The organism is Nostoc sp. (genome assembly GCF_036917095.1).
Taxonomy (GTDB): domain Bacteria; phylum Cyanobacteriota; class Cyanobacteriia; order Cyanobacteriales; family Nostocaceae; genus Nostoc.
This window is the reverse complement of record NZ_JBALFH010000015.1, coordinates 163032-186115: the sequence shown is the minus strand read 5'-3', so window position 1 is coordinate 186115 and position 23084 is coordinate 163032. Positions and strand designations below refer to the sequence as shown.

Sequence of the window (23084 nt, the reverse complement as noted above, 5' to 3'; positions counted from 1 at the left end):
TAAAATGATAAGTAAATAGTTGCTTTAATTTAACTTATATGAGATTTAGTTTTTCATGTATAGTAAAAATACTCAAATTAAATAAACTCGTTAGCGAATATGATGATTTAAAAATATTTACTTAGTTAAGAAGTGAATAATAAAATTTGTCTAAAAGTCAACACAGACCTTACAGCTTCACCTCAAGTTTTAACTTGGTTCGATCAGATAAATCAACCACCTATTACCGATAAAGAAATTTGGTGGCAATGTCAAACTCTGATGATAGAAGGCTTTACTAACATTGTTGAACATGCCCATAAAAACTTACCTATTGAAACTCCTATTGAAATAGAAGCTATACGGTTAGATGAATACATAGAAATTCGCATCTGGTCTCAAGGCGAACCCTTTGACTTAGAGCAGAAATTGCGGCAAGTATCTGAATTTGAGGATAACGATCGAGAGCGTGGGCGGGGTTTAAAAATCATGTCCGCCATTGCTAACAAATTGAGTTATGAGCCGACAGAAGATAATCGTTACTGTTTATTTATTAGTAAATATTACTAAAGTTACAGCAATAGCCAGGAGTTATGAGTTAGGAATTATGAGTTAAGAGTCCTAATTAAAAATTCTTGGATGCGTTTAACAAACTCTTCTAACTCTAAGATGAAGTTAGTACTACCTCGGCGCTCTTGGTTGTGAGCTAGTTGTTCTAGTTTTTCTGCTGCCAGATGCATGGTTGTAGCTCCAAGATTGGCACTAGCACCTTTAATTTGATGGGCTTGAAGCGCTAGTTGCTGAAAGTCATGAGATGCGATCGCTATTTTAATCATCTCTAGACGAGGTTGAATATCTTCAACAAACATTTGCAGTAATTCCAATTCAAATTCTGGGTTGTTTTCTGAGAGTTGGTGCAAACGTTCCCAATCAATTGGGAGGTTAACTGAACCTACATCTGTTGTAGAAACTGTCTGCTCTGTGGCAGGTGTTTCTTTTGCCTTGAATATCGCACTTCCCCAATACTCTAGGGTCGCCGCCAATTTTTCTTTCATCACCGGCTTGCTCAGATAGTCATCCATTCCGGCATCTAGACACATTTGTTTGTCTTCCTTCATCGCATTAGCTGTCATCGCAATTACTACAGGACGACGACCGCTAGCAAAGCTGCTTTCTTCCCAGCGATGAATTTCTTTTGTAGTTTCTAAACCATCGAGAACTGGCATTTGGCAATCCATCAAAATTAAATCGTAAGGGATTTTTACTAATGCCTCCAACGCTTCCTGCCCATTATTAGCAACATCGGCGCTGTAGCCCAATGTTTTAAGTTGTTTCAAGGCAATTTTTTGATTAACTAGATTATCTTCAGTTAAGAGAATTCTTAATTTAGGATAATCTGGAACAGAAAAATCACGGTTGTTTTCAGAAGTTTTCACTCGTGCCTCCTCTGGAAGAACAGAAGCGGCAATTGTAAAATAAAATGTACTACCTAGACTAAACTCACTTTCAACCCAAATTCTGCCACCCATTAATTCGCACAGTTGCTTGCAGATGGCAAGACCTAACCCAGTACCACCATACTGTCGAGTAATGGAGGAGTTAACTTGACTGAAGGCTTTAAATAAACGTTCAAGGCGATCGCGTGGAATTCCGATGCCTGTATCTTTAACACTAAACTGAATTTCGTCAGTATTTGCTGCAAATGAAGGATGATTAATATCGCTACTCTTGCGGCTTATAGCTGAGATTTCTATACTTCCCCTTTCGGTAAATTTAATAGCATTACTGAGTAAATTAATCAAGACTTGGCGCAGTCGGGTGATATCCCCCACAATCATAGTAGGAAGTTTAGGATTATCTAAAAATGTGAGGTTTAAACCTTTTTCTCTAGCTGTAGGCGTAAGCATATACAAAGCCTCATTAATACAACTTCGCAAAGCAAAAGGTTCCTCTTCTAGTTCCAAGTTGCCTGATTGTATTTTGGAGAAGTCAAGAAAATCGTTAATAATTTTGAGTAATGAATTTCCACTGGTGTGAATGATTTCAACAAAATCTTTCTGTTCAGCAGTCAATTCAGTATATAGCAACAAACTAGCCATACCAGTTACCGATGCAATCGGAGTCCGAACCTCATGGCTAATCATCGCTAAGAATTCCTGTTTAGCAAGTTCTGCCTGCTTGCGTTCAGTCATGTCTCGCAAAAGATAGACATAACCTTGAAAATGTTCAATTTCTGTCTTCACTATTGAGGATGAAAAAGCTACAGGAATTGTTTGACCACTTTTGGTATAGCAAACGGTTTCTACCTCTTTTACTAAATCATTTATATCTTGATTGTGAGATGTATTAATACTTTCAATATCGCTAGCTATCAGAGGAAAGTTATTGATTTCTTTAATAACTTTTGTAATAGGTTGACCGATGAGTTCTATTTCGGTATATTGCAATAATTTTTGTGCTGCATAATTGATTTTTTTTATCTCACCTGATAGCGTTGTCACTAACAAGGCGTCTGCCATTGATGTCACGATTTGGTCAATATATTGTTTAGAAGCTTTTAAGTTACGTAACAAAAGATTTGCTTCATTTGCACCTTGAAATAAAGATTGCTCAAGAACCATTCGTTCTGTTACGTCTTCGACAACAATGATTATTTTATTGCTATAATGTCCATCCGGGATATTATTAGTAATCCGAATATCAATATATAAAGGAGGATCTGTATCTTGCGATCGCCTAATTCCTTTTAATTCAAAATTATCTTGCTCTCCCTGTCGAATTGCATCAAAAACATCTTCAAGTCCCTCTAATTCGGGAAATACAATCCGAACATCCTCACCTGACTTCACTTCATTAGGAATGTCAGCAAAACGATTTAGTCCCAAAGACATCTCTAGAATCTTGAGGTTTTCATCAATTATCAAATATTCAATACTACATATAGATAATAGGTTTGTCAGAAATGAGTTCATCTTAATTAAATTAAACGATTAGCTAAAGCTTGAAATATTTTATCAACATTATTGCCAGTCTTAGCTGAAGTTATATATGTGTCTAAGATATTAGCTCGATCGGAGAATTGATACATTTGACGAATTTTTTCTAAATATTCGCCTGCAATCATATCTGATTTGTTCAGTGCAACAACAATATAGCTATTAGGATTAACAGCTAAAAACGTTTGAATATGCTCCTGGATATGATGAAGCGTTTCTGCTTGTGTCACATCAGCAACTATCACAGCACCTTTAGAACCTTGAAAATAACTTTTAGCAACTGCCTTAAACTTATTACTGCCTTCAATATCCCAAATTATTAGCTGTAAGTCTTGTGCACTAAGTAGATTTTTGTCTGAAACGCTAACCAATTTACGAGATATTTTTACTCCTACAGTTGAAAGATATTCATCGCTAAATTGACACTCAACAAATTGGCGAATTAAACTAGTTTTACCAACACCAAAATCGCCAAATAAGCATATTTTTTTAGAGATTGTAGACATAGTTGGGAAAAAGTAGGGAATATTTTATCCGAATCATAGCTACTATAAACTTAAAATTGCTTGTTTATCGGTTCTAGAGTGACACAGCGGCTTAACCACAAGGGGTTAGTTTCATCAATTCCTGGTGGTAAATTTGTTCTACCAATGACCTGTAAACGAGATGACTCAATACCTAATTTAATCAGTGCTTGTTGTACAGACTTTGCTCGCGCTAATGCCAATTTTTGAAATTTTTTCCCGCCAGTAGAGTCACTATAACCAATGATTTTTAAATGCTTATTTGGGTGCTGATTGAGGAAAAACTTGACCTGTTGAACCTTGTACGCTAAATCTGCTTTCATTAAATTGGCTGAGTTGGGTTGAAAGTAAAATCGAACTTCAATCTGTGCTGGTTGTACTCGCACGGCGCTAGACACAGATTTTACGCCTGGAATTTGTTCAAATGCATTAGTAATAATCCGAGCATCTGCAATACGGTTGACAGTTCCTTCAACAGCTACTTTCCCAGCAATGTATTGAGCGGAAATTGCTATATCGTCAGTCTGATTTAAAACTGCTGTGACTCGTTTGACTTCAGCAGCAGCTAATACGGGGTCTGCTGGTACTTCTACTAATAAAATTTGATTGTCAATCAACCAATTAGGAGAGGTGATTTTGACAATTTGCTCGGCTTTCTGGCGAAGAAGTTGATTAGGTAATCGTCCTGTTAATTTTAATTTATTGTGTTCTACTTGTACAGTTAGGCGATATACGGCTAGTTCTGGAACAGAAGTTAGAGCCAAGGAAGTTTGATTTTCAATGGAATGTATAACGCCACTACGGTATTGCCAAATGCCCCAAGGAATGAAAATGGTGCTGATAACTGTTAAACCTAATATCAGTAGCGGGGAAATTTTTGTTTTATTTTTCTCCTGAATATCTGTACCTTTGAGTTCTTCTAGAAGTGTATGAACTTCAATAGGAATTAAATCAGGATCGCCGTCAAACCTTTCAATTAAATCACCATACTTTTTAACAATTCTGCTGAAGACTTGTCGCATTTGCCAAATAAAGTTTTTGCTTGGCTCTCCTCGCACAACAATCGCTAAATAACAATATCCTGCAACTTCTAAAATTATTTTGGATGTCCCATATTCAATTGCATCTAATTCTGTTATGTTTCCAGATTTATTGATGCAATCATTGGCAAAGCTACGAATTGCTGTCAGCATTCCTGCGATCATTTCAGCCTCTAGCTGCTCTGCATCAGAGTGCTGAATATCTGAAATAACTAAACCAGATGCTTTATGAATCAAGAAAATGGCTTGAATTGTAAATGGTAAAGCTTCTTTAAGAATTAATTCTGCTTCCGAAACTCCCTGTAGCTTGGCACGAATTTTACGTTTGATGCCTTCAACGCTGAGGGTTTCTTCAACTTGTCGGTTAATGGCGCGGATTGTCTCTGCCATATATTTGGCTATGGTACTACCAATAATTGGGTAGAGTGCATCCACCACAATATTCTGTTCAATTTCAATTTGCTTTTTTATCGCTCGTCCCATTGCCGGAGCGATCGCATCTGAAACATCTTCTGGCGCTATAATAATCTGCTGGGAAATTGCCAGAGGAATAACAGGTGCGATCGCTTTACTCATGCTAACTTTATCCTGTTCAGTGCGACTGCGGATAGTCTCATCAATAATAGGAGCAATTATCTCGACAATTTCTTCTCTCGACTCTATAATCTTCAGCCTTAAAAGCTCAGAAATCGACGGTAGTAGTAGATTTATTAGCTCTTGAGGGTCGTAAATTTGATGCTCTATTTTTGTTAATTTTTGTTCGATTTTAGCTGTAATATTATTTATTTCTGCTAATTCATATCCGACCAATATCTCCCGTAATTTTTGTAATGCATCCTCTGAGTTATCTAACTTTTCCTCAAATTCTGCAAATATTTCAATAGAATTTTCTAATTTTTCTTGAGTAGTTTGTGGATAATTAGATATATCTTGAGGGAAATTAAAATCTGACTCTAAATAAGCTTCGCATACTTCTAATATCACTGGAGGCAGTTGCAGTAATTCAATTTTTTCTGTAATATACTCGTTACTATTATCAGTTTCTGATGGTAATAAAGGAAAAGATTGCTCAGGTGATTCGATAATTTTGAGTTCGATTAGCAAATGCAGCAAATTGTCAAGCTGTCCAGCTTCTTCTGGCTTCAACTCAACAGATTGAGAAATCGAATTTTCCACCTGAGTCATCCTTTTGAGAGTGCTGAGTTAGGAGTTATTCTTGCCTTCTGACTTAATTACGAATGTAATTCTGGCGTACTGTTGGAGTGAGTTAACACTTTTGACAACTTTGTAGTTTCTAGAAGCGGTACAGCAGTATATTCGTCGCTGCGTTCATCGGCTGCTTCTCGCAATTTTGGAATAAATTCAGTTTCTTTCAGACGCATTCCCAAGGCAAACAAAGTTTCAGCCATATCGTCTTTAGAAACTTTAGTGTCTGTCAACTGGGAGAAGCGTCGATCTATTTCTTCTAAAATCAGATCCCTTAATGCTGTAACATCATCTTGTAATTGGACTTTAGTCTGAAAGATTTCATCTCGAATCGAGGTAGTTTGGCTATCTAAGGTTTCATCGAGCGACTGGACGCTGCTAGAGAACTTTTTATTAAGTCTATCAACCTGTTGCCGTAAGTCAAGAGTTTCTTCTTGAGTTGCCAGGTTGAGTGATTTTAGCTTTTTATCCAGTGACTCAAACCCTGCTTTTAGTTCAGCCGAAAAGTTGGATTTGAGTTGCTCGACATGCGATCGCATCTGTTGTTGCAGGAGAGATATATCTGACTCCAGCTTGCTAAATCGATTTTCGTACTCTCTTAGCTGTGTTCCAAGAATAATATCGCGGATTTGATCGATATTGCCAAGTCTTTCTCGGACATCATCTCTACTCATCTGGCTCATCAGTAAAACCTCACCTTTCGGGAATCAATTGGGAATATGAGGTGATGCATTTAACTGACATTTAGGCTAAAAATTCTTAGCTTATGATGCAGCTAACTCACCAAGCATACTTTTAGGACATCAAAGTTATTATTCCCAATTGTTCACAAGTTCTATCTGGAAAAAGAGGAATTAGTAATGAAAAATGGTAAATCAGGATTTTTCATGCTTACTAAGAAAGAGTCTCACTGTTACTTTATTAACAAATATTATTATTTTCAGGTTTAGGCGTTACTATCTTTATAGTTTAAAAATTCTTGGATTAGTTTAACAAACTCTTCTAAATCTGATATTAAATTAGTAGTACCTCGGCGCTCTTGATTGCGAGCTAGTTGTTCTAGTTCTTCTGCTGCTAAATGCATGGTTGTAGCTCCAATATTGGCACTAGCACCCTTTATTTGATGGACTTCGTGCACTAGTTTTTCAAAGTCATAAGATGCGATCGCTATTTTAATTGCCTCTAGACGAGGTTGAATATCTTCAACAAATATTTGCAGTAGTTCCAATTCAAATTCTGGGTTGTTTTCTGAGAGTTGATGCAAGCGTTCCCAATCAATAGGGAGGTTAACTGAACCTACATCTGTTGTAGAAACTGTCTGCTCCAAAACATCAGCTTCTTTTTCCCTGAATATCGCACTTCCCCAACGCTCTAGCGCCGCAGCCAATTTTTCTTTTATTACTGGCTTGCTCAGATAGTCGTCCATTCCGGCATCTAGACACATTTCTCGATCTTCTTTCATGGCATTAGCTGTCATCGCAATTACTACAGGACGACGACCACTAACAAAGCGACTTTCTTCCCAACGATGAATTTCTTTTGTGGTTTCTAAACCGTCGAGAACTGGCATTTGGCAATCCATCAGAATCAAATCGTAGGGAATATTTTCTAATGATTGCAATACTTCTTTCCCATTACCGGCGACATCAGCACTATAGCCCAGGCTTTGGAGTTGCTTCAAGGCAACTTTTTGATTCACTAGATTATCTTCAGCTAAGAGAATTCTAAGTTTGGGGGAGTCAGAAACAGGAAGGTTCTTACGTGGAGACACCGAGAACGTACTAGATAAATTCTCCGCATCTTTACGTCTTTGCGTCTCCCCCTCTCCCCCATGACTCCTGACTTCTGTCTCTTCTTCTGGCTGCGTTCCCAAGATAGTCATGATGGTATCGAGGAGTCGGGACGGCTTAACAGGTTTGACCAAATAAGCCTCAAATCCTATTTTGAGCGCTCGTTGGATTTCATCACGTTGATTAGTAGAGGTAAGCATAATCAAAGGTAGCCCAGCGATCGCTGCATTTGCCTTAATTTGTTCTCCCAAGGTCATGCCATCTATTTCTGGCATCTGCATATCAACCACAGCTATGTCATAGAGATTTTTTTGCTTGGCAGCCTCCTGAATAGCTTTGAGGGCACTAGCAGCCGAAGCAGCGTGATCTACCAGCATCCCCCAACGGGTAGCTTGATGGTGGATGATTTTGCGATTTGTGGCATTATCATCCACTACTAACAAACGCCGATTAGTCAGAAATTCGCGTTCGCCCTTGGCGTTTGCGTAGCGTGTCGCAGACAAGCCATCGTTTTCTGAGGAAATCGGGTGAAGTTGCTTGGCAAAAGTTACTTCAAACCAAAACTTAGATCCTTTGCCCAACAGACTGTCTACGCCAATTTCTCCTCCCATTAAGCTTACCAGTTGCTTGCAGATGGCTAATCCCAAACCTGTGCCACCATATTTGCGGGTGGTGGAAGCATCTACTTGGGTAAATGGCATAAAGAGTTTGCATTGGTCTTCAGGGGTAATGCCAAGACCAGTATCTGTGATGGTGAAATAAATGGTAGCTGTAGTAGAGTCTTGCGAACGCAATTCTGCTCGTAAAATTACCTCTCCATTGCTGGTGAACTTGATCGCATTGCTAATCAGGTTCATCAGAATTTGCCGCAGGCGGCCAGCATCGCCTTGCAGGTGGGTGGGGACGTTGGGATAGATCAACGCGGCTATTTCTAATCCCTTATTATGGGCGGGGGGTGCCAATAATTCCAACACCTCTTCCACACAAGTAGATAAGTCAAAATCTAGAGCTTCTAGTGCCATTTCCCCAGCCTCAAGTTTGGATAGATCCAAAATTTCGTTGATTAGGCTTAAGAGAGCGTCTCCACTAATCCGAATTGTCTCGATAAAATCGCGTTGCTCTGGGTTTAAGGGAGTTTCTAACATTAAGCCTGTCATCCCCAACACAGCATTCATCGGAGTCCGAATTTCATGGCTCATGTTCGCCAAAAAGGCACTTTTGGTTTTAGAAGCTAATTCAGCTTGATGACGCGCAATTTCAAGTTCTCGTCGCTGTTGAGTTTCTGCGTTTAACATTTGGGCTTGGGCTAAGGCAATACCTACTTGGTCAGCTATTTGCCGTAAAAGATGAGTTTCAAAGCTAGACCATTGGCGGGAACTGCTGCACTGATGGACAATCAGCAAACCGCAGAGTTCTTCTTTGACAAGAATGGGTATGACCAAATTGGATTTGACTCCAAATTGTTGCAGTAATTCGATATGGCTTTTTTGGACTTCTATTATATCCAAGTCAACAAGCCCTATATCTCGTTTTTGACGATACTGCTGTAGATAGTACTGCTGTGTATATTCCGCTTGGAAGTAAGCATTGGCTAGCTCTTTCTCTTTGATTGCCTGCCAGCCAGAAACTACTGCCTCAACTATGCTGGCTCCAGATCCATCTGCCAAGGGTTGATAAATCAAAACTCGATCGCTATGGAGAATTTTTTGCACCTCCGTAACACTGATTTGAAGAATTTCTTTGATTTGCAAAGACTGACGAATCTTGAGGGTGATTTCGGTAAATAGTTGCGATCGCAAATTTTGGCGTTGGAGTTGTTCTTCTGCCTGCTTGCGCTCGATAAACTGCCCTACTTGCTCGCCAATAGAATTCATGACTTTTGCCAAATCTGGGTCAACTTGCTGGATTTCATGGCTAAAGCAGGTAATAACACCAATGACTTTTTTACCACTACGGATTGGAAAACCGAAAGCTCCGTGCAGTTCTGCTTGGGCAGCAATTTCAGAGCGGATGAAATCTCGATCTTTAACAACATCAGCGATCCAAACAGGTTCAACACTAGCCCAGACACGACCAGGCAGCCCAATTCCTGGTGCAAACGTAGTCTGCCGACTGAGGATGTCAAATTCTTGCATCTCGAAGGAAATTTTATACCATGAATTTAGCAAGGACAGTAGATTTGCTCGTCGATCTACGATCCAAAATTCGCTTAAATCCCATCCCAAACTTTCGCAGATTCCTTGCAGGATTTGGGGCATAGCTTCGTTGATTGTAGTTGACTCTGCTAAGACGCGTGTTGTAGCATACTCTGCTTTCAAATGTTGTTCAGAGCGTTTACGTAAACGAAGTTCTTCGGAGACATCACTGATATCGATACCTGTGCCAACAATGTATTCAACGTCGCCCCCATAGTCTTGCAAGGTAGTGTTAGCCCAAGCAATCAGCCGCCGACTGCCATCCTTAGTTACCCAATAGTTTTCGTATTTGTTAGGGCTTGCACCAGCTCGCAATTCCTTAAAAACTGCTTTAACTGGCTCTATCTCTTCAGGAAGTAAAAATAGGTTCCAGAAATGCCTTCCTTTCACCTCATCAAATGAGTAACCAGTTGTTTGTTCACAAGCTTGATTGAAGCGAACGATTTGCCCTTGTGTGTCAAGAACTATTACCAAAGCGCTAGCTGTATCAAGGACTGCTGAGATAAAGTTGCGTTCTGTGTTGAGTGTCTCCTCCGTCAATTTACGCTCTTTTACCTCACGAGAAATTAAGTAGTAGACTATAGCCAGAATCAGAAACCCTAGAGAAATAGCAAAGGCAAGTGTCAAAACCGTGTTGTTAGCACTGGCTTTTGCAGCTTGTGACTGCTGTTTAAGTAACCCTCTATCCTGATTCTCTATCTCATAGATGACCTTGCGGATATCATCCATGAGATTTTTTCCCTGATTTGTTTGGATTACCTGCAATGCCGCCTCGAATCCCTGATTTTGACGCAGGTATATAGTCTGCTTGAGTATGGCAAATTTTGCAGCTATCAGAGATTCAAGGGTTGCAAACTGCTTTTGTTGACTAGGTTGATCTGCGATTAAATCCTTCAGTTCTACAATTTTTTGATCGATGTTTCCAACTACTGCTTGATAAGGTTCTAAATAACTTTCTTGCCCAGTGAGGATATAACCGCGTTGTCCAGTCTCAGCATCCTTCATCTCGGACAGTAATTCTTCCAATAGATTGATTTTCTCTTGGGTTTTTTGTACCTGATTATTTGTATCAATCAATATACGTGTGTTTTGATAAGAAATCACGACAATCAAAACTAAAATTGCCGATGCTAACCCAAACCCACCAGCTACTTTTTTAAAAAATTGTTTGCTTCCCTTCTGTGCCTGTTTGCGTTTATCACTCGCCAATACTAAACTTGCTAAAGTGCGCCGCATTTCTAGTTGCTTAATTACTTGGCGACCTAGAATTCGTAATGCTTCAACTTGTTCTGGAGAGAGGTTTCTTGGTACATGGTCAATTACGCAAAGTGTTCCTAGTGCATATCCTTCAGGGTTAGTCAGTGGTATACCAGCATAAAAACGAACATTCGGATCGGAGGTGACTAGGGGGTTTGTCGCAAACCTTTCGTCAACTGTTGCATCAGGCACCACAAAAACTTCAGGTTGCATAATAGCATGGGCGCAGAATGCCACATCTCGGTGTGTTTGTAGGGCATCTAAACCAACTTTTGACTTGAACCACTGGCGATCGCTATCAATTAAACTAATTAAAGCAATGGGAGTTCCACAAATATATGAGGCTAAATGGGTGAGGTCGTCAAAGGCCGCTTCCGAACGAGTATCGAGGATCTTATACTCCAAAAGAGATTCGATTCGCTGTTTTTCGTTCTCAGGTAATGGTGTTTTCATTCTTAAGTCTGATCTCCCTCTGAAGTCGTTGCTAAAATTGAAAATTAGAAATTAAAAATTAAAAATTGGTGCTTTCATTTTTGAGCTTATAAATTACGAATTAAGTTAGCGTTCGCGTAGCGTCTCGTAGAGAAGCGGTAGCACATTCGCGGAGCATCTTGTTAAGAGAGCATCATTACAAATTACGAATTACGAATTACGAATTATTTATTGACTCCTAAAATTTGACCCGCAACTGTCCTGTCAAGGAATTACCACCGTAGGCACTTCCCCCAGTTTCTTGATTTCGGACATTACTAAAGCTATAGCCCAAGTCTGCTTCTATATTGGGCGACAGTTTTACCGTACAGCGTGTTTGATAGGTATTGGCGTTGTCAAATTCTCCTTTAAGTCGCTGTTGTCCTAAGCTGGCAGCGAGGCGACAGCGTAAGAAATTAGCAATATTTCCCTCCCAAGCCACCTCAGCGTTATAAACGAGGAAATCTGATGGAGAAAAATAGCCACTTGTGCGTTCTAAATCGCGATCGAAACTCCAATTGAATAAGTTAGCTGCCAGAGAAAACTGTCCCAACTTGCGCTCTAACCGACTAAAAGACTGCACCTCGGAATTACCATCGTTGTAACTACCCAAACGCAATGACGAAAACAAGCTGGTGTTACGGTCAATCTGCCAGAATAAATCAGGCCCAAATCGCCAAGCAGTAATTTGATTGTCTAAAGTTCGAGCATTGGATTTATAAGGCCCTTGTTCTAAATTACCTGATAGTACTACTGCCGATATCAATTGACCGGATGACGAAACTTTCGGCGGCGAAATGGGAACCTCCACCTTAGCATTGAGATTGATAGCTGTAGGTAAACGATTGAACACATCGACTCCGGCTGCTGTTTGCAGAGTCACTTGCCCAAATTTTCCCTGCCATCCAACTTGCAAGGGAAAATTTGTAACTGATTCAACACCGCGTTGTTCAAAGAAGTTAAAACCTGTCTTGAAAAATATTTTATTGCCATTCCTCAATCGAAACTGGGCCGTTGGCTCAAAGAAAAAATTTGTTTGGCCAAAGTTGTCTGTGTCATAGCGATAGTCTGTATCAATACTTTCCAAAACTGCATTCGGCGTTTTTGGTTCGGTGGAAGTTGTTGGTGGACTAGAATTCTGCGGTGGTTCGGTAGAAGTTGTTGGTGGGCTAGAATTCTGCTGCGGTGGTTCGGGTAGCGCTGGTGGTAATCGCAGATCGGGATTAAAGTTTTCGGGTGAGGCCATCAAAATAGGTTTTGGCTCTAATCGATAGGGGAGCGGCATCGAAAATTGTAAGTCGCCAAAGTTCAGTTCGCCCTTAGCAAAGCCAGATGCTCTGGTGCGATCGCTATTGCTAGCTTGGTTAATAATAGGTGTAGAGGTACGCGGATTCGTTAACGCTATGCTATCGGCCCAAGCCCCTGCTCTGACATCTCGGCGAGTTCTAAGTTTTGAATATTGCTCTACTGACTCAGAATTTACTTTGATGACTTGCTCGGTCAATTCTGAAGGTGATTTCCAGTTCCGATCTGCTTGAGCAGCTTGTAACTTAGCTTCTGATAATGCCCAAATACCTACGCTACAGATTACTCCCAATTGAATCTGTAGGCATCCCAAAATAAACTCAGTATACAAACTAGAACGAGAAACAAAGAGATAACGTCTAAAACTATCTGCCATCGGTCGATACTATAGTTGTAGATGAAAAACTTGCTGCCAAAGAGTTTTCTGGCTGCTAGCTGATGTATTCGGCTTGGGATTATGATGCCCACAATAGATGCGTTTTAAGACATGGCAAAGGAAAAAGGCGTTACTGAACGGAGAAATAATTAGCTAAACACAAGTATTGATTGATGTTTTAAGTAATGATGTAGCATAAAAATTGATAAATCTCAATATTTATTCGTATTATGAGAACAATTAAAAAGTATTAAATTATACTGTAAAATCACGTTTTCATTCCTCTACCCAAAAGGTCGAGAGGCTTTGAAACCCCTATTTTCTTGTAGAGAAGGCTTGCTAGTACTCTGGCAAGTCAACTTTGAAGAGTAAAAGAACGGGAGCATCCCACTTTTGCAAAATCTAACAATATTCTGTCATTGCGTTCGCGTAGCGTCTCGTAGAGAGGAGGAACGACAAAGCAATGACAATTTATAACCTGGGTTTGATATAATTTGCACATTTGGGATGCTCTCTTCTCGTTGATGAAGGGGTATTACGGCGAGTTTGATAAAATCACTAGTTATGAGTTTAAAACTCCTAACTCTTCACTACTAATACCAATTCAGCACGAAGATGCATTTAATATTTATTAAACGCACCGCAAAATAGAGGCAGCACGCCCTTGGTGGTTCCAAAAGTTGTAGCGGCTGCCGTCGCAAAGTATGCAAAGAATTAATTATTAAGTACAAGCTTACAGAGAATTGGTATAAGGGACTTGCAAAAAATAAATTATCCCAAATTATTTATATATTTGTAGGGGCGCAAGGCCTTGCGCCCCTACGACGGGATATTTTTTTAACTGGAAGTCCCTAACTCCTAGCTCTCTTCCCTTCCCTCAAGTAATTTAGTTGCTTCTCCACTCGAACCATATAACTCAACAAATCTTTTAAACAGCAATGCAGTCTCGTGATTTGAAGCCCTGCTTAAGTTGAATAAACGCCCTATCTTTTTATCAGCTAAAGCTTTTAGATACGGCAAATCTTCAAATAGAGTCAAACAAGAAGCAAAATGCAATATTATTTGTAATAATGGCTTTGGCCACTCTAGGTCACTATAAATATCTATAAAGAACTGATGCTCTGAGTCATTTAAGGGGAAAGCGTGAAATATAACAATTATCCTTTTGTTATTGTAGACTGGAATACTCAGTTCAACAGTGTAGGGAGTATGTAATATTAAATCTACCTCTACAATAGGTTGTCGCCAAATTCTCAAAGGATTAGCTGGCGAGTCTAATATTGTTTGGAATTTGATTATTCCACCAGTATTTGTGGGCTGAAAGTGGCTAATTTGAAAAATTTTCAGGTTATTAAGACTAAAGCCATGAACTGTTTCTAAATGCTTTAAGTTTAATAGATGATAAATTTGGCAAATATAAGGAAACGGTAAAATATACTCCTGGCTAATCATGTGGAGCTTTTTTACTTGAAGCTTGTTAGCTTGAGTACGAGCGAGATATTCTTGATATTGGCTGGGGCCTAAATCATTGCTGTTGAAGCTTTCCTCTGGTTTGAGATATAGCCAACTGACAAAAAAGAAAGAGGCTGTAAATAGCTGAAATATTTCTATGGCAGACAGATAACCATCAGAAAATGCAGCTATACTTCTATCGCTTATTCCAAAAAGCCAAGATGGAATACCAAATAGCCAGATATTACTTTTGATTCGATCTATGAAAAGTGCTATCTCAACATTTGAGACATGCTTACCTTGGTTTATACCTAATTTTTCATTATTTTTAAAACAATTATTAAACATAAAAGTCTGATTTTACTTAAATACTAGTAATCGATATACTTTAGATTTATTTTAAGTTTAATTACCAAAACATAGTCCCAACCTCTATCTTTAGCTGTATATACAAGTTGTATTTATTCATATCCACTTAATGGAAGATTTTTTGACGATCCAGGCTAAATAATACAAGTCATGATTACATCTAATTTTAGAACCTATGTATATCCCGCCAAAATAAAATTCTTTATAAGTCTTGCTCTTAAAGGATTCGACATTGTATTCTTTGATGCGTAAATCAAAAGTAACAACTTTGCTAAAATCTTTCTCTTAGCTGAGTTCAAAAACTGAAATTATCTCACTTTTGCAAAAGCGGTATAAAGTTTATTTTTTCTGACATAAAAATTTAATCTAAGTAGTTAAGTGTAAAAAACAACTTATGGCAAGATAGATAAATACGTTGAATGTATCTACCGAGGTAACTGAGATATGGGCGCTCGTATATCAAAAACGTATTTCTAACTCGTCAGCAGTATCCGAAAAATAAAAGAATTTATCTTGTTTGATGCCAAGCTATCTGGGGAGAATATGTCAAACTCCAGTGAGGTTAAGCAATGGTTAATCAGACATACACAGCTGATGTCTTAGTTGTCGGTGGGGGAACCGGAGGCACTGCGGCTGCTATCCAAGCAGCACGACGGGGAGCCAAAACGATTCTGGTGAGTGAATTTTCTTGGTTAGGGGGGATGCTGACTTCGGCTGGAGTATCTGCACCTGATGGCAATGAATTAGAAGCCTTTCAAACAGGATTGTGGGGCGTGTTTTTGCAGGAATTACGACAACGACAGCCAAGTGGATTAGATAACAGCTGGGTAAGCTTTTTTAGTTACGATCCTCGGATTGGGGCAGAGATTTTTGCAGATTGGGTGCAAGAATTGCCAAATCTGCACTGGATTTCTGGACAAGTGCCAATAGAAGTGTTCCGGCAGGGTGATTCTATTACTGGTGTGCGCTTTGCTGATTTTGCTGTCACAGCCAAGATTATTCTTGACGGCACAGAATTGGGAGATTTATTGGCTTTAGGTGAGATACCTTATCGCTGGGGCTGGGAATTGCAATCTGAGTGGGGAGAACCCAGCGCACCAGTGTCTTTTAACTCTTTAACTGAAAGATATCCGGTGCAAGCGCCCACTTATGTAGTAATTATGCAAGATTTTGGTGAACTGATGTCTACAACGGGTGCAGCTGCGGCTCCAGAAATTCCGCCTGCGCCTAACTACGATCCATCCCAGTTTACAGGTGCTTGGGATGGCTATGGAGCAGAGACATTTTTGAATTATGGACGCTTCCCTGGTGGCCGATTCATGATTAATTGGCCAATCTGTGGCAATGACTACGGCGAAGGGGTAGGGCGGTTGATAGAGTCAGATGTAACCAGAGGTGAATTCATCCAAGAATCTCGCTGGCACAGCCAAAATTTTGCCCATTTTATCCAAAATCAGCTTGGTCGTCGCTATGGTTTAGCAAAAAAAGTATTTCCTCACACCCCTACAGCTTTTGCACTGCATCCCTATTACCGGGAAAGCCGTCGGTTAGTGGGGCTAACTACTGTCCGAGAACAGGATATTTTGCCAGTTGCCGGAGGTAGAGTTGCATCTATATTTAATGATGCAAGTGTTTGTGTTAATGAAGCGTCTTTGATAGGAGAAGCGATCGCTGTTGGTAACTATGCCAATGACCATCATTATCCTGGTGTTCAATTCCCACTGCAACCTAAATCTATTCGCTGGGGAGGACGTTGGACGGGAACTCCCTTTACAATTCCCTACAGTTGTCTAATTCCAGCCACAACAGATGGTTTCTTGGTTTGTGAAAAAAATATTTCTGTCTCCCACATTGCCAATGGCGCTACCAGATTACAACCTGTGGTTATGGCAATTGGTCAAGCAGCAGGGATGGCAGCGGCGATATGTGTTGATTTAAACTGCCAGCCGAGGGATTTACCTGTTAAAACGCTGCAAACGGCTTTATTAAAAGATAATCGCTCAAAAGCAGCAATTATTCCTTTATTTAATCTTCCACCCAATCATTCGGATTGGCTGCACTGGCAACTGTATTACTTAAATAACCCACAAGCCTATCCAGCTAGTGGAGATTGCCCTTGCCAATCGTGGAATGAGTACCCTGATTCTGCTTTTGACAAGGCATTAATTTGGGAAAGTAACTGTTTCAAAGGCATTTTCTACCGCTTGGATCGGCAGGAATACAGATTCACTGTCACAGCACCAGCGGCATATCAAGGACAAAATTGGCAGCTTGTGACTTTGCGATCGCATATTGATGAGCAATTACGTGCTTATCCCCACGAACAATTAGTTACATTATGGGGCCGTCACAATCACTTTGGTAATTGGTTATTAGTCGAACATTTAAATGGAGGATAAGAAGAGTTTATTTTCAGTAAAACAGAATACTTTTTGATTAATTGTCCGGATATTAATCAAAAAGCTAAGTATCAGTGAAGTGGAGAGTTCCAAAATAGACATTTGCTATGCGTGCTGCCATTTCACTTTTAGTCTCGAGTCTGGTGTTCGGCCCCTTAGCTTTTAACTGCCAAGCAATGGTCAATCACTTATCAACTGGGCTGCTTTCCACGTCTGCTTCGGAACAGTGGCTCTCGGCGGCATCTGAACAAAATCCAGATGATGCGCCACGTCATCGCGGTAGTGGGCGTAGAGAAGTGACGCAAAAATTCAAAAATATCTATGCTGTGGTTTAACTACTGTAGGGTAATCCCTCTTTTCCCAAAGGAACAGAATTACCAGAAATATAGAATGTTCTGCTCACATCTTTCACACAGCTTTTCTGGCAGAAATATATACAGTTGACACACGAAAATCTTCAGCGATCGCTTAGTATTTCAACTGCAAGCTTTGTATATATAATAGTTGGTGTCAATCCTGCCGATCAAAATGCAAATCAAATTCAGTGCCTCGATCAACAGGATTACCAACTCCTCAAAAGCTACACAACTGTTGCTCATATTTGGTAGGAAGCTTTACGTCTCAATCCTCAACTGTTCTAGAAATAGATGTTACTTAGGCTATCAGTTAATCTAAAGCACATCTAATTCAGACATTTTGCTTGTTGAGGAAACAGCCTTAAGGCAAATTAACTTTTTTCCCAAATAGGTTTTCTCATACATTGAGTAGCTGGCTATCTACAATCACGAAATAATTGATTTTCGCTTTGGCTTTTGTTTGGCGTGCTTTACCGAAGCATAAAATCTTTTTGGTTGCATCTGAGCTGATCTAGAGTAGAGATTCGCACAAGTAGTATAGGTTTATTGCACTTGGCACCGAATCTTACTATTTTTGACCTACTGTTGCCCCTGGTTCCTTCTTATTACAGATGGCTGCCAACAAAATAAATATTAAGAAGGATCTGCTAGTTCATCTTAGTCCCCTTAACTATTCTACACCCAAGGGCAGATGTAAAATTTTGCATCTGCCCTTCTTATATAAAGTTTATTTAAAGAAAAGGGAATGAGAAGATTTTATCTTGGCTTATGAGCAATGAAATACTTGCTCATAAAATGGACTTGCGTCTCAATATTCTCAAAGCCTACTCTCTGTAAACGTTCTAGCAAGTTATCAGTGGCGTAATGCCTGTAATAGGGTTCATGGAAAGTTTCAGGGAAAGAATCCATTATATGTTCCAACTCAGGTGAATCACTCAACTGAATTGAGTCACAGATAATAAAGACTCCTCCTGGTTTTGTTACCCGGAAGCATTGCTCAATCACTGTCTGACGTACAGTTGCTGGTAACTCATGGAAAAGAAAAACAGAAGTTACAGCATGAAAATAGTTATCTAGATAGGGTAACTCTTCGGCATTCGCTTGTAAAAGTTGGGGCAATTCTCCTGGAATTTGGGATAGTAGTTCATTTGCTTTACGCAAATAAGCTGGTGACAAATCTGTGCCAAACAGAGATGCTTGAGGTAAGGCTGCCCGAATTAACTTTAGAGTCCGCCCAGTTCCACAAGCTACATCTAAAATACGGGCTTGCCGTGGTGCAACCGAATCAATTACTTTCAATCCTTGCTTGAGGGGAGCGAGAATCCGCCGTCGCATTGGATCGGCTGCCCCACCAAAAAGAATTTCTACTTGTAAGTCATATAAGTTGGCTGACAACTCGCTCAAGTAGCCATTACTTTGGTGATGGAAGTTCTGCACGTAGTAGCTGGGATAAGCATCTGTGTCAATTTCGGGCGAAAAATCTTGGTAATTCTGTTTTTGAACCCGCTCCCACGTTTGAGGGGAATCTAGCCATAACAACGGATAGTAGCGGAAAAAGTCATCCCAAGGGTTGTCAAACAGCAAACTTTCCGGGTACACACCTTTTTCGGCATCTTGCCAGTCTGTTTCCAGTAACTGATTCAATCTCTGTTGAAGTTTGAGTAAAAGCTCATTCGGGATGGGTTTGGTCTTTTGTTCAAGTGTCGGATACACCAGGTTCCTCAACCGTGAACTTAATATTTTGTGAGCCAGACCAAAGTAATTTTTGCTCTGCTGAAAGGTTTGATAAGTCAGCTTAGTTAAACTCTCAGGCATAAAAATAGCTCAATTTTTGATACTTCTATGTAAATAATTGTAACGGAAAAAGTATTGACTGTTGGAAAGGTAAAGGCTCTCAGGTGAGACAAACCTAAAGCCAGATGATTTTAGCCGTCAAAGGTGGCTTAGGGAGATTTTTCCAGCTTTGGGAAAAAATAGCTGATATTGTCAGCAAAGGCAAATATAAATTTTTAAAACCGTAGCTTATGTTACAGAATTTTTGTTATAGTAGTCTCATGAAAACCAAAAAATATATATTCACAAAATAGAGAGGACTATGGTTATGTCTATCGCAGATAAATCTCGTGCGTTAATGGTGCGCGAACATCAGCAAGTCAAGAATCGTCAACAATCAATCCTGATGCGGGCTGCACAAGAACTTGGTCTTCCTGAAGAAGCATCGCACTACTGGAACCCGATTCAAGGGAAGGTTGATGCTAACACTCGGATGATTTATGGCCCCAGTCATGCTTCCATGAGCTAAGTTTTAAGAGTTTTAAGGTTGATTTTTTGAGTGAATATCTCAACTGACGACTCTAGAAAAAAGCCACCCTCTACTCTAGGGTGGCTAAACTTATATATTTAGATAGATACGGTACTTAATTAAGCATCGTAGTAGAGGTAAAACTCGTAGGGATGAGGACGCAGCTGCAACTGCTTGGCTTCGTTAAGCTTGTAGTCAATCCAATTTTCGATAAAGTCTTCCGTGAACACGCCTGATTCTGTCAAGAAGGCGTGATCGTTTTCTAGTGCTTGCAATGCCAGTTCTAAAGAACTTGGAGTTGAGGGAACCTTTGCAAGCTCCTCTGGAGAGAGTTCATAGATATTCTTATCTAAGGGTTCACCAGGATGGATTTTGTTCTTGATGCCATCGATACCAGCACAAAGCATTGCAGCAAATGCCAAGTAGGGGTTAGAAGTAGCATCTGGACAACGGAATTCCAAACGTTTGGCTTTGGGGTTCTTACCGGATAGAGGAATACGGATAGAAGCAGAACGGTTCCCTTCGGAGTAAGCCAAGTTAACAGGAGCTTCATAACCAGGTACTAAGCGCTTGTATGAGTTAGTACTGGGGTTGGTAATTGCCAACAGCGCTGGTGCGTGTTTGAGAAGACCACCAATGTAGTACAACGCCATATCGCTCAAACCAGCATACTTATCACCTGCAAACAGAGGTTGGCCGTCTCTCCAGATGGATTGGTGACAGTGCATTCCCGAACCGTTATCGCCAAAAATCGGTTTTGGCATGAAGGTGACGGTTTTACCGTATTTCTTGGCAACGTTCTTGATGACATATTTGTAAATCATCAACCAGTCAGCCGCTTCGATCAATTTCCCAAACTTGAAACCTAGTTCGCACTGACCACCAGTAGCAACTTCGTGGTGATGCTTTTCAATGGGCACACCTAATTCTGCCATTGTCAACAGCATCTCTGTACGGATGTCTTGGAAAGAATCCGTCGGTGCAACTGGGAAGTAACCTTCTTTGAAGCGTGGTTTATAACCCAAGTTAGGTTTTTCATCTGTACCGGCTTTACCGGAATTCCAAGCACCTTCTTCAGAGTCTAAGAAGTAGTAGCCTTCGTTAGCAGTTTGGGCAAACCTAGCACTGTCAAAGATAAAAAACTCAGCTTCAGGGCCAAAGAAGGCTGTATCACCAATGCCACTAGCAACCAGGTAATCTATTGCTTTTTGGGCAATAACGCGTGGGCAACGGTTGTACGGTTCACCCGTGCGGGGGTCTTTAATACTACAAATTATACTTAGTGTTGGCTCTTTCATGAATGGGTCGATCCAAGCAGTGTTGGGGTCGAGTACCATCGTCATGTCCGATTCGTTGATCGCTTTCCAACCCCGGATGCTGGAACCGTCAAAAGCTACGCCATCAGTGAATGCAGTCTCATCGATTTGGTTCTGGTACAGTGTGAGGTGCTGCCAAGTCCCTACTGTATCGATGAATTTGAGATCGATCAGCTGAATTTTTTCATCTTGAATTCTCTTCAAGAGTTCTTGTGGTGTCGTCATTGTTACTCCTTCTCTACCAATTTCCTAAAGTAAACCAGAATCTTCCAAAGCATCCTAACCCTGCCGATCTCAATCAGGCCGTGACACACCAGAAATATCTTAAATACTAGACATTAGCGAATTTTGTAGCTTATGTCACAGATATCTGGATTATCAGGTTATATTAACCTTTCAGCGATCATCTCTACAAAACTGGAAAGTTCATCATATAGGGGTCAACTTTGGCATAGAATCCATAGATAGTGGATAGATTGTTTTTGTGCCGAATCTATATTTAAATAGCACAAAAGTTTACTGGTGCATAACATGCAGCCAAATAAATATCAAACCATAAATAGCAATGATTGGGAGAAGAAGGAATGCGCGATGCGGTAACAAGTTTAATTAAGAATTATGACTTAGCTGGTCGGTATTTTGACCGGAATGCGATCGATAGCCTGAAATCTTACTTTGACAGTGGTACAGCAAGAGTACAAGCGGCGGCGGCGATAAATTCTAATGCGGCTGCACTTGTCAAGCAAGCTGGTTTGAAGTTATTTGAAGAACTGCCAGAATTGATTCGCCCTGGTGGAAATTCCTATACAACTCGTCGTTATGCAGCTTGTCTGCGGGATATGGACTACTATCTGCGCTACGCCACCTATGCGCTGGTTGCTGGAAACACAAATGTGTTGGATGAACGAGTGCTACAAGGGCTACGGGAAACTTACAATTCTCTAGGAGTGCCTATTGGCCCTACGGTTCGCGGTATCCAAATTCTCAAGGATCTGATTAAAGAGCAAGTAGCAGCAGCAGGTGTGGTTAATACTGCTTTTGTGGATGAACCATTCGATCACATCACACGCGAGTTGAGCGAACAGGATATTTAGATTTGAAGGGCGGGCAAGATGCCCACCCCACAAGAAACATAAATAGCGATCGCACTTTTGTCTGTGTTGGAAAAGAGCGATCGCTTTTTTATGAACCCTAGCAGGAGTTTATGGTTAGAAGAAAGGCAGGGGGCAGGGGGAGTAAAAGCTCTTGAGCCGATCTAACTTTATTCGCGTTGCTCCCGCTTGGGGTTCAGATACCCCAGGAAAGTGAATATCACGCGGTTTGCCTTTTTTCGATTGAGCAGATTCTAGATGAAGATTTTTACGGGCTGTAGAGGATTGCGTAGGCGTAGTCCGTCGTAGACATTGCTGTCATATTGGTTTACATCTAAATGGATGGACAGGTTGACCGAAAGGTTCTACAATCTGACTGATTGCGGTAAATTTACCTATTGCCCAATCCACATAAGCATAGTAAAGATTTTCTAGCGATCGCGTTTGATTGCGGAAGCACTAAATTAATATAGGAAAGTCTTTAAGTAAGGGGCAGCAAAAAAATGGATGTAAAGCTGATTCTAGCTGGATTAACAGTTATATTTACGCTTTCGTGCTTATTTTTTGGTACGAAAAATGGATTCTATGATTCAGATAACTATCACGGAAATGGCTCCGCACATTGAGATAAGTCTGTAGACACTTGGCCCGCTTCCCGTT

15 protein-coding genes are annotated in these 23084 nt (G+C 40.3%); 6 read left to right on the top strand and 9 right to left on the bottom strand.

The features are described from left to right. Positions 1-132 precede the first annotated feature (132 nt). Positions 133-549 (top strand): ATP-binding protein, encoded by a 417-nt coding sequence (locus tag V7L01_RS04930; RefSeq protein ID WP_335032459.1) that lies wholly within the window; start codon positions 133-135, stop codon positions 547-549. 35 nt (positions 550-584) lie between these two features. Here V7L01_RS04930 and V7L01_RS04925 read toward each other — a convergent pair whose 3' ends face one another. From V7L01_RS04925 to V7L01_RS04895, 7 genes are all read right to left on the bottom strand, one after another. Beyond that, positions 585-2951, bottom strand: coding sequence for an ATP-binding protein (locus V7L01_RS04925; RefSeq protein WP_335032457.1), 2367 nt, complete (start codon positions 2949-2951; stop codon positions 585-587). A 5-nt stretch (positions 2952-2956) separates the two neighbouring features. After that, positions 2957-3481: a Rab family GTPase gene (locus V7L01_RS04920; protein ID WP_335032455.1), complete on the bottom strand. Its 525-nt coding sequence runs from the start codon at positions 3479-3481 to the stop codon at positions 2957-2959. 50 nt (positions 3482-3531) lie between these two features. Then, the gene (locus V7L01_RS04915; RefSeq protein WP_335032453.1) at positions 3532-5724 is read right to left on the bottom strand and encodes an OmpA family protein; all 2193 of its coding nucleotides are present in this window, start codon (positions 5722-5724) and stop codon (positions 3532-3534) included. Positions 5725-5771: 47 nt separating this feature from the next. Continuing rightward, on the bottom strand, positions 5772-6428 hold the full coding sequence (locus V7L01_RS04910; RefSeq protein WP_335032450.1) for a hypothetical protein: 657 nt from the start codon (positions 6426-6428) through the stop codon (positions 5772-5774). A gap of 263 nt (positions 6429-6691) precedes the next feature. Further along, positions 6692-11440: a response regulator gene (locus tag V7L01_RS04905; protein ID WP_335032448.1), complete on the bottom strand. Its 4749-nt coding sequence runs from the start codon at positions 11438-11440 to the stop codon at positions 6692-6694. A gap of 217 nt (positions 11441-11657) precedes the next feature. Continuing rightward, entirely contained in the window at positions 11658-13139 is a 1482-nt protein-coding gene (locus tag V7L01_RS04900) for a cellulose synthase subunit BcsC-related outer membrane protein (RefSeq protein WP_335032446.1), read from the bottom strand. A gap of 858 nt (positions 13140-13997) precedes the next feature. Further along, positions 13998-14939 carry a hypothetical protein gene (locus tag V7L01_RS04895; protein WP_335032444.1) on the bottom strand — a complete coding sequence of 314 codons (942 nt, stop codon included), beginning with the start codon at positions 14937-14939 and terminating at the stop codon, positions 13998-14000. A gap of 590 nt (positions 14940-15529) precedes the next feature. Between V7L01_RS04895 and V7L01_RS04890 the strand changes: the two genes are divergently transcribed. The 3 genes from V7L01_RS04890 (at position 15530) to V7L01_RS04880 (ending at position 17967) form a co-directional block, all read left to right on the top strand. Beyond that, on the top strand, positions 15530-17359 hold the full coding sequence (locus V7L01_RS04890) for an FAD-dependent oxidoreductase (protein WP_335032443.1): 1830 nt from the start codon (positions 15530-15532) through the stop codon (positions 17357-17359). 107 nt (positions 17360-17466) lie between these two features. Next, a complete protein-coding gene (patX, locus tag V7L01_RS04885; RefSeq protein ID WP_442936937.1) occupies positions 17467-17694 on the top strand; it encodes a heterocyst-inhibiting protein PatX in 228 nt (75 codons plus the stop codon). A gap of 105 nt (positions 17695-17799) precedes the next feature. Then, on the top strand, positions 17800-17967 hold the full coding sequence (locus V7L01_RS04880) for a hypothetical protein (protein WP_335032439.1): 168 nt from the start codon (positions 17800-17802) through the stop codon (positions 17965-17967). 504 nt (positions 17968-18471) lie between these two features. Here the strand turns inward: V7L01_RS04880 and V7L01_RS04875 are convergent. Next, positions 18472-19530 carry a class I SAM-dependent methyltransferase gene (locus V7L01_RS04875; protein WP_335032437.1) on the bottom strand — a complete coding sequence of 353 codons (1059 nt, stop codon included), beginning with the start codon at positions 19528-19530 and terminating at the stop codon, positions 18472-18474. 286 nt (positions 19531-19816) lie between these two features. Here V7L01_RS04875 and V7L01_RS04870 point away from each other — a divergent pair, with 286 nt between their 5' ends. Further along, positions 19817-20017 (top strand): hypothetical protein, encoded by a 201-nt coding sequence (locus V7L01_RS04870; protein ID WP_094327996.1) that lies wholly within the window; start codon positions 19817-19819, stop codon positions 20015-20017. Positions 20018-20136: 119 nt separating this feature from the next. Here V7L01_RS04870 and glnA read toward each other — a convergent pair whose 3' ends face one another. Further along, positions 20137-21558, bottom strand: coding sequence for a type I glutamate--ammonia ligase (gene glnA, locus V7L01_RS04865; protein ID WP_335032435.1), 1422 nt, complete (start codon positions 21556-21558; stop codon positions 20137-20139). A 359-nt stretch (positions 21559-21917) separates the two neighbouring features. On the opposite strand from glnA, the gene apcB reads away from it, so the two are divergent. Continuing rightward, a complete protein-coding gene (gene apcB / locus V7L01_RS04860) occupies positions 21918-22427 on the top strand; it encodes an allophycocyanin subunit beta (protein ID WP_334819360.1) in 510 nt (169 codons plus the stop codon). The last annotated feature ends 657 nt before the right edge of the window (positions 22428-23084 follow it).

Bases quoted from the DNA above. Each gene is read 5' to 3' on its own strand.
- glnA (WP_335032435.1), bottom strand. From the start codon at position 21,558: ATGACGACACCACAAGAACTCTTGAAGAGAATTCAAGATGAAAAAATT.
- V7L01_RS04925 (WP_335032457.1), bottom strand. From the start codon at position 2,951: ATGAACTCATTTCTGACAAACCTATTATCTATATGTAGTATTGAATAT.
- V7L01_RS04895 (WP_335032444.1), bottom strand. From the start codon at position 14,939: ATGTTTAATAATTGTTTTAAAAATAATGAAAAATTAGGTATAAACCAA.
- apcB (WP_334819360.1), top strand. From the start codon at position 21,918: ATGCGCGATGCGGTAACAAGTTTAATTAAGAATTATGACTTAGCTGGT.
- V7L01_RS04905 (WP_335032448.1), bottom strand. From the start codon at position 11,440: ATGAAAACACCATTACCTGAGAACGAAAAACAGCGAATCGAATCTCTT.
- patX (WP_442936937.1), top strand. From the start codon at position 17,467: ATGCGTGCTGCCATTTCACTTTTAGTCTCGAGTCTGGTGTTCGGCCCC.
- V7L01_RS04900 (WP_335032446.1), bottom strand. From the start codon at position 13,139: ATGGCAGATAGTTTTAGACGTTATCTCTTTGTTTCTCGTTCTAGTTTG.
- V7L01_RS04920 (WP_335032455.1), bottom strand. From the start codon at position 3,481: ATGTCTACAATCTCTAAAAAAATATGCTTATTTGGCGATTTTGGTGTT.
- V7L01_RS04915 (WP_335032453.1), bottom strand. From the start codon at position 5,724: ATGACTCAGGTGGAAAATTCGATTTCTCAATCTGTTGAGTTGAAGCCA.
- V7L01_RS04870 (WP_094327996.1), top strand. From the start codon at position 19,817: ATGTCTATCGCAGATAAATCTCGTGCGTTAATGGTGCGCGAACATCAG.
- V7L01_RS04890 (WP_335032443.1), top strand. From the start codon at position 15,530: ATGGTTAATCAGACATACACAGCTGATGTCTTAGTTGTCGGTGGGGGA.
- V7L01_RS04910 (WP_335032450.1), bottom strand. From the start codon at position 6,428: ATGAGCCAGATGAGTAGAGATGATGTCCGAGAAAGACTTGGCAATATC.
- V7L01_RS04875 (WP_335032437.1), bottom strand. From the start codon at position 19,530: ATGCCTGAGAGTTTAACTAAGCTGACTTATCAAACCTTTCAGCAGAGC.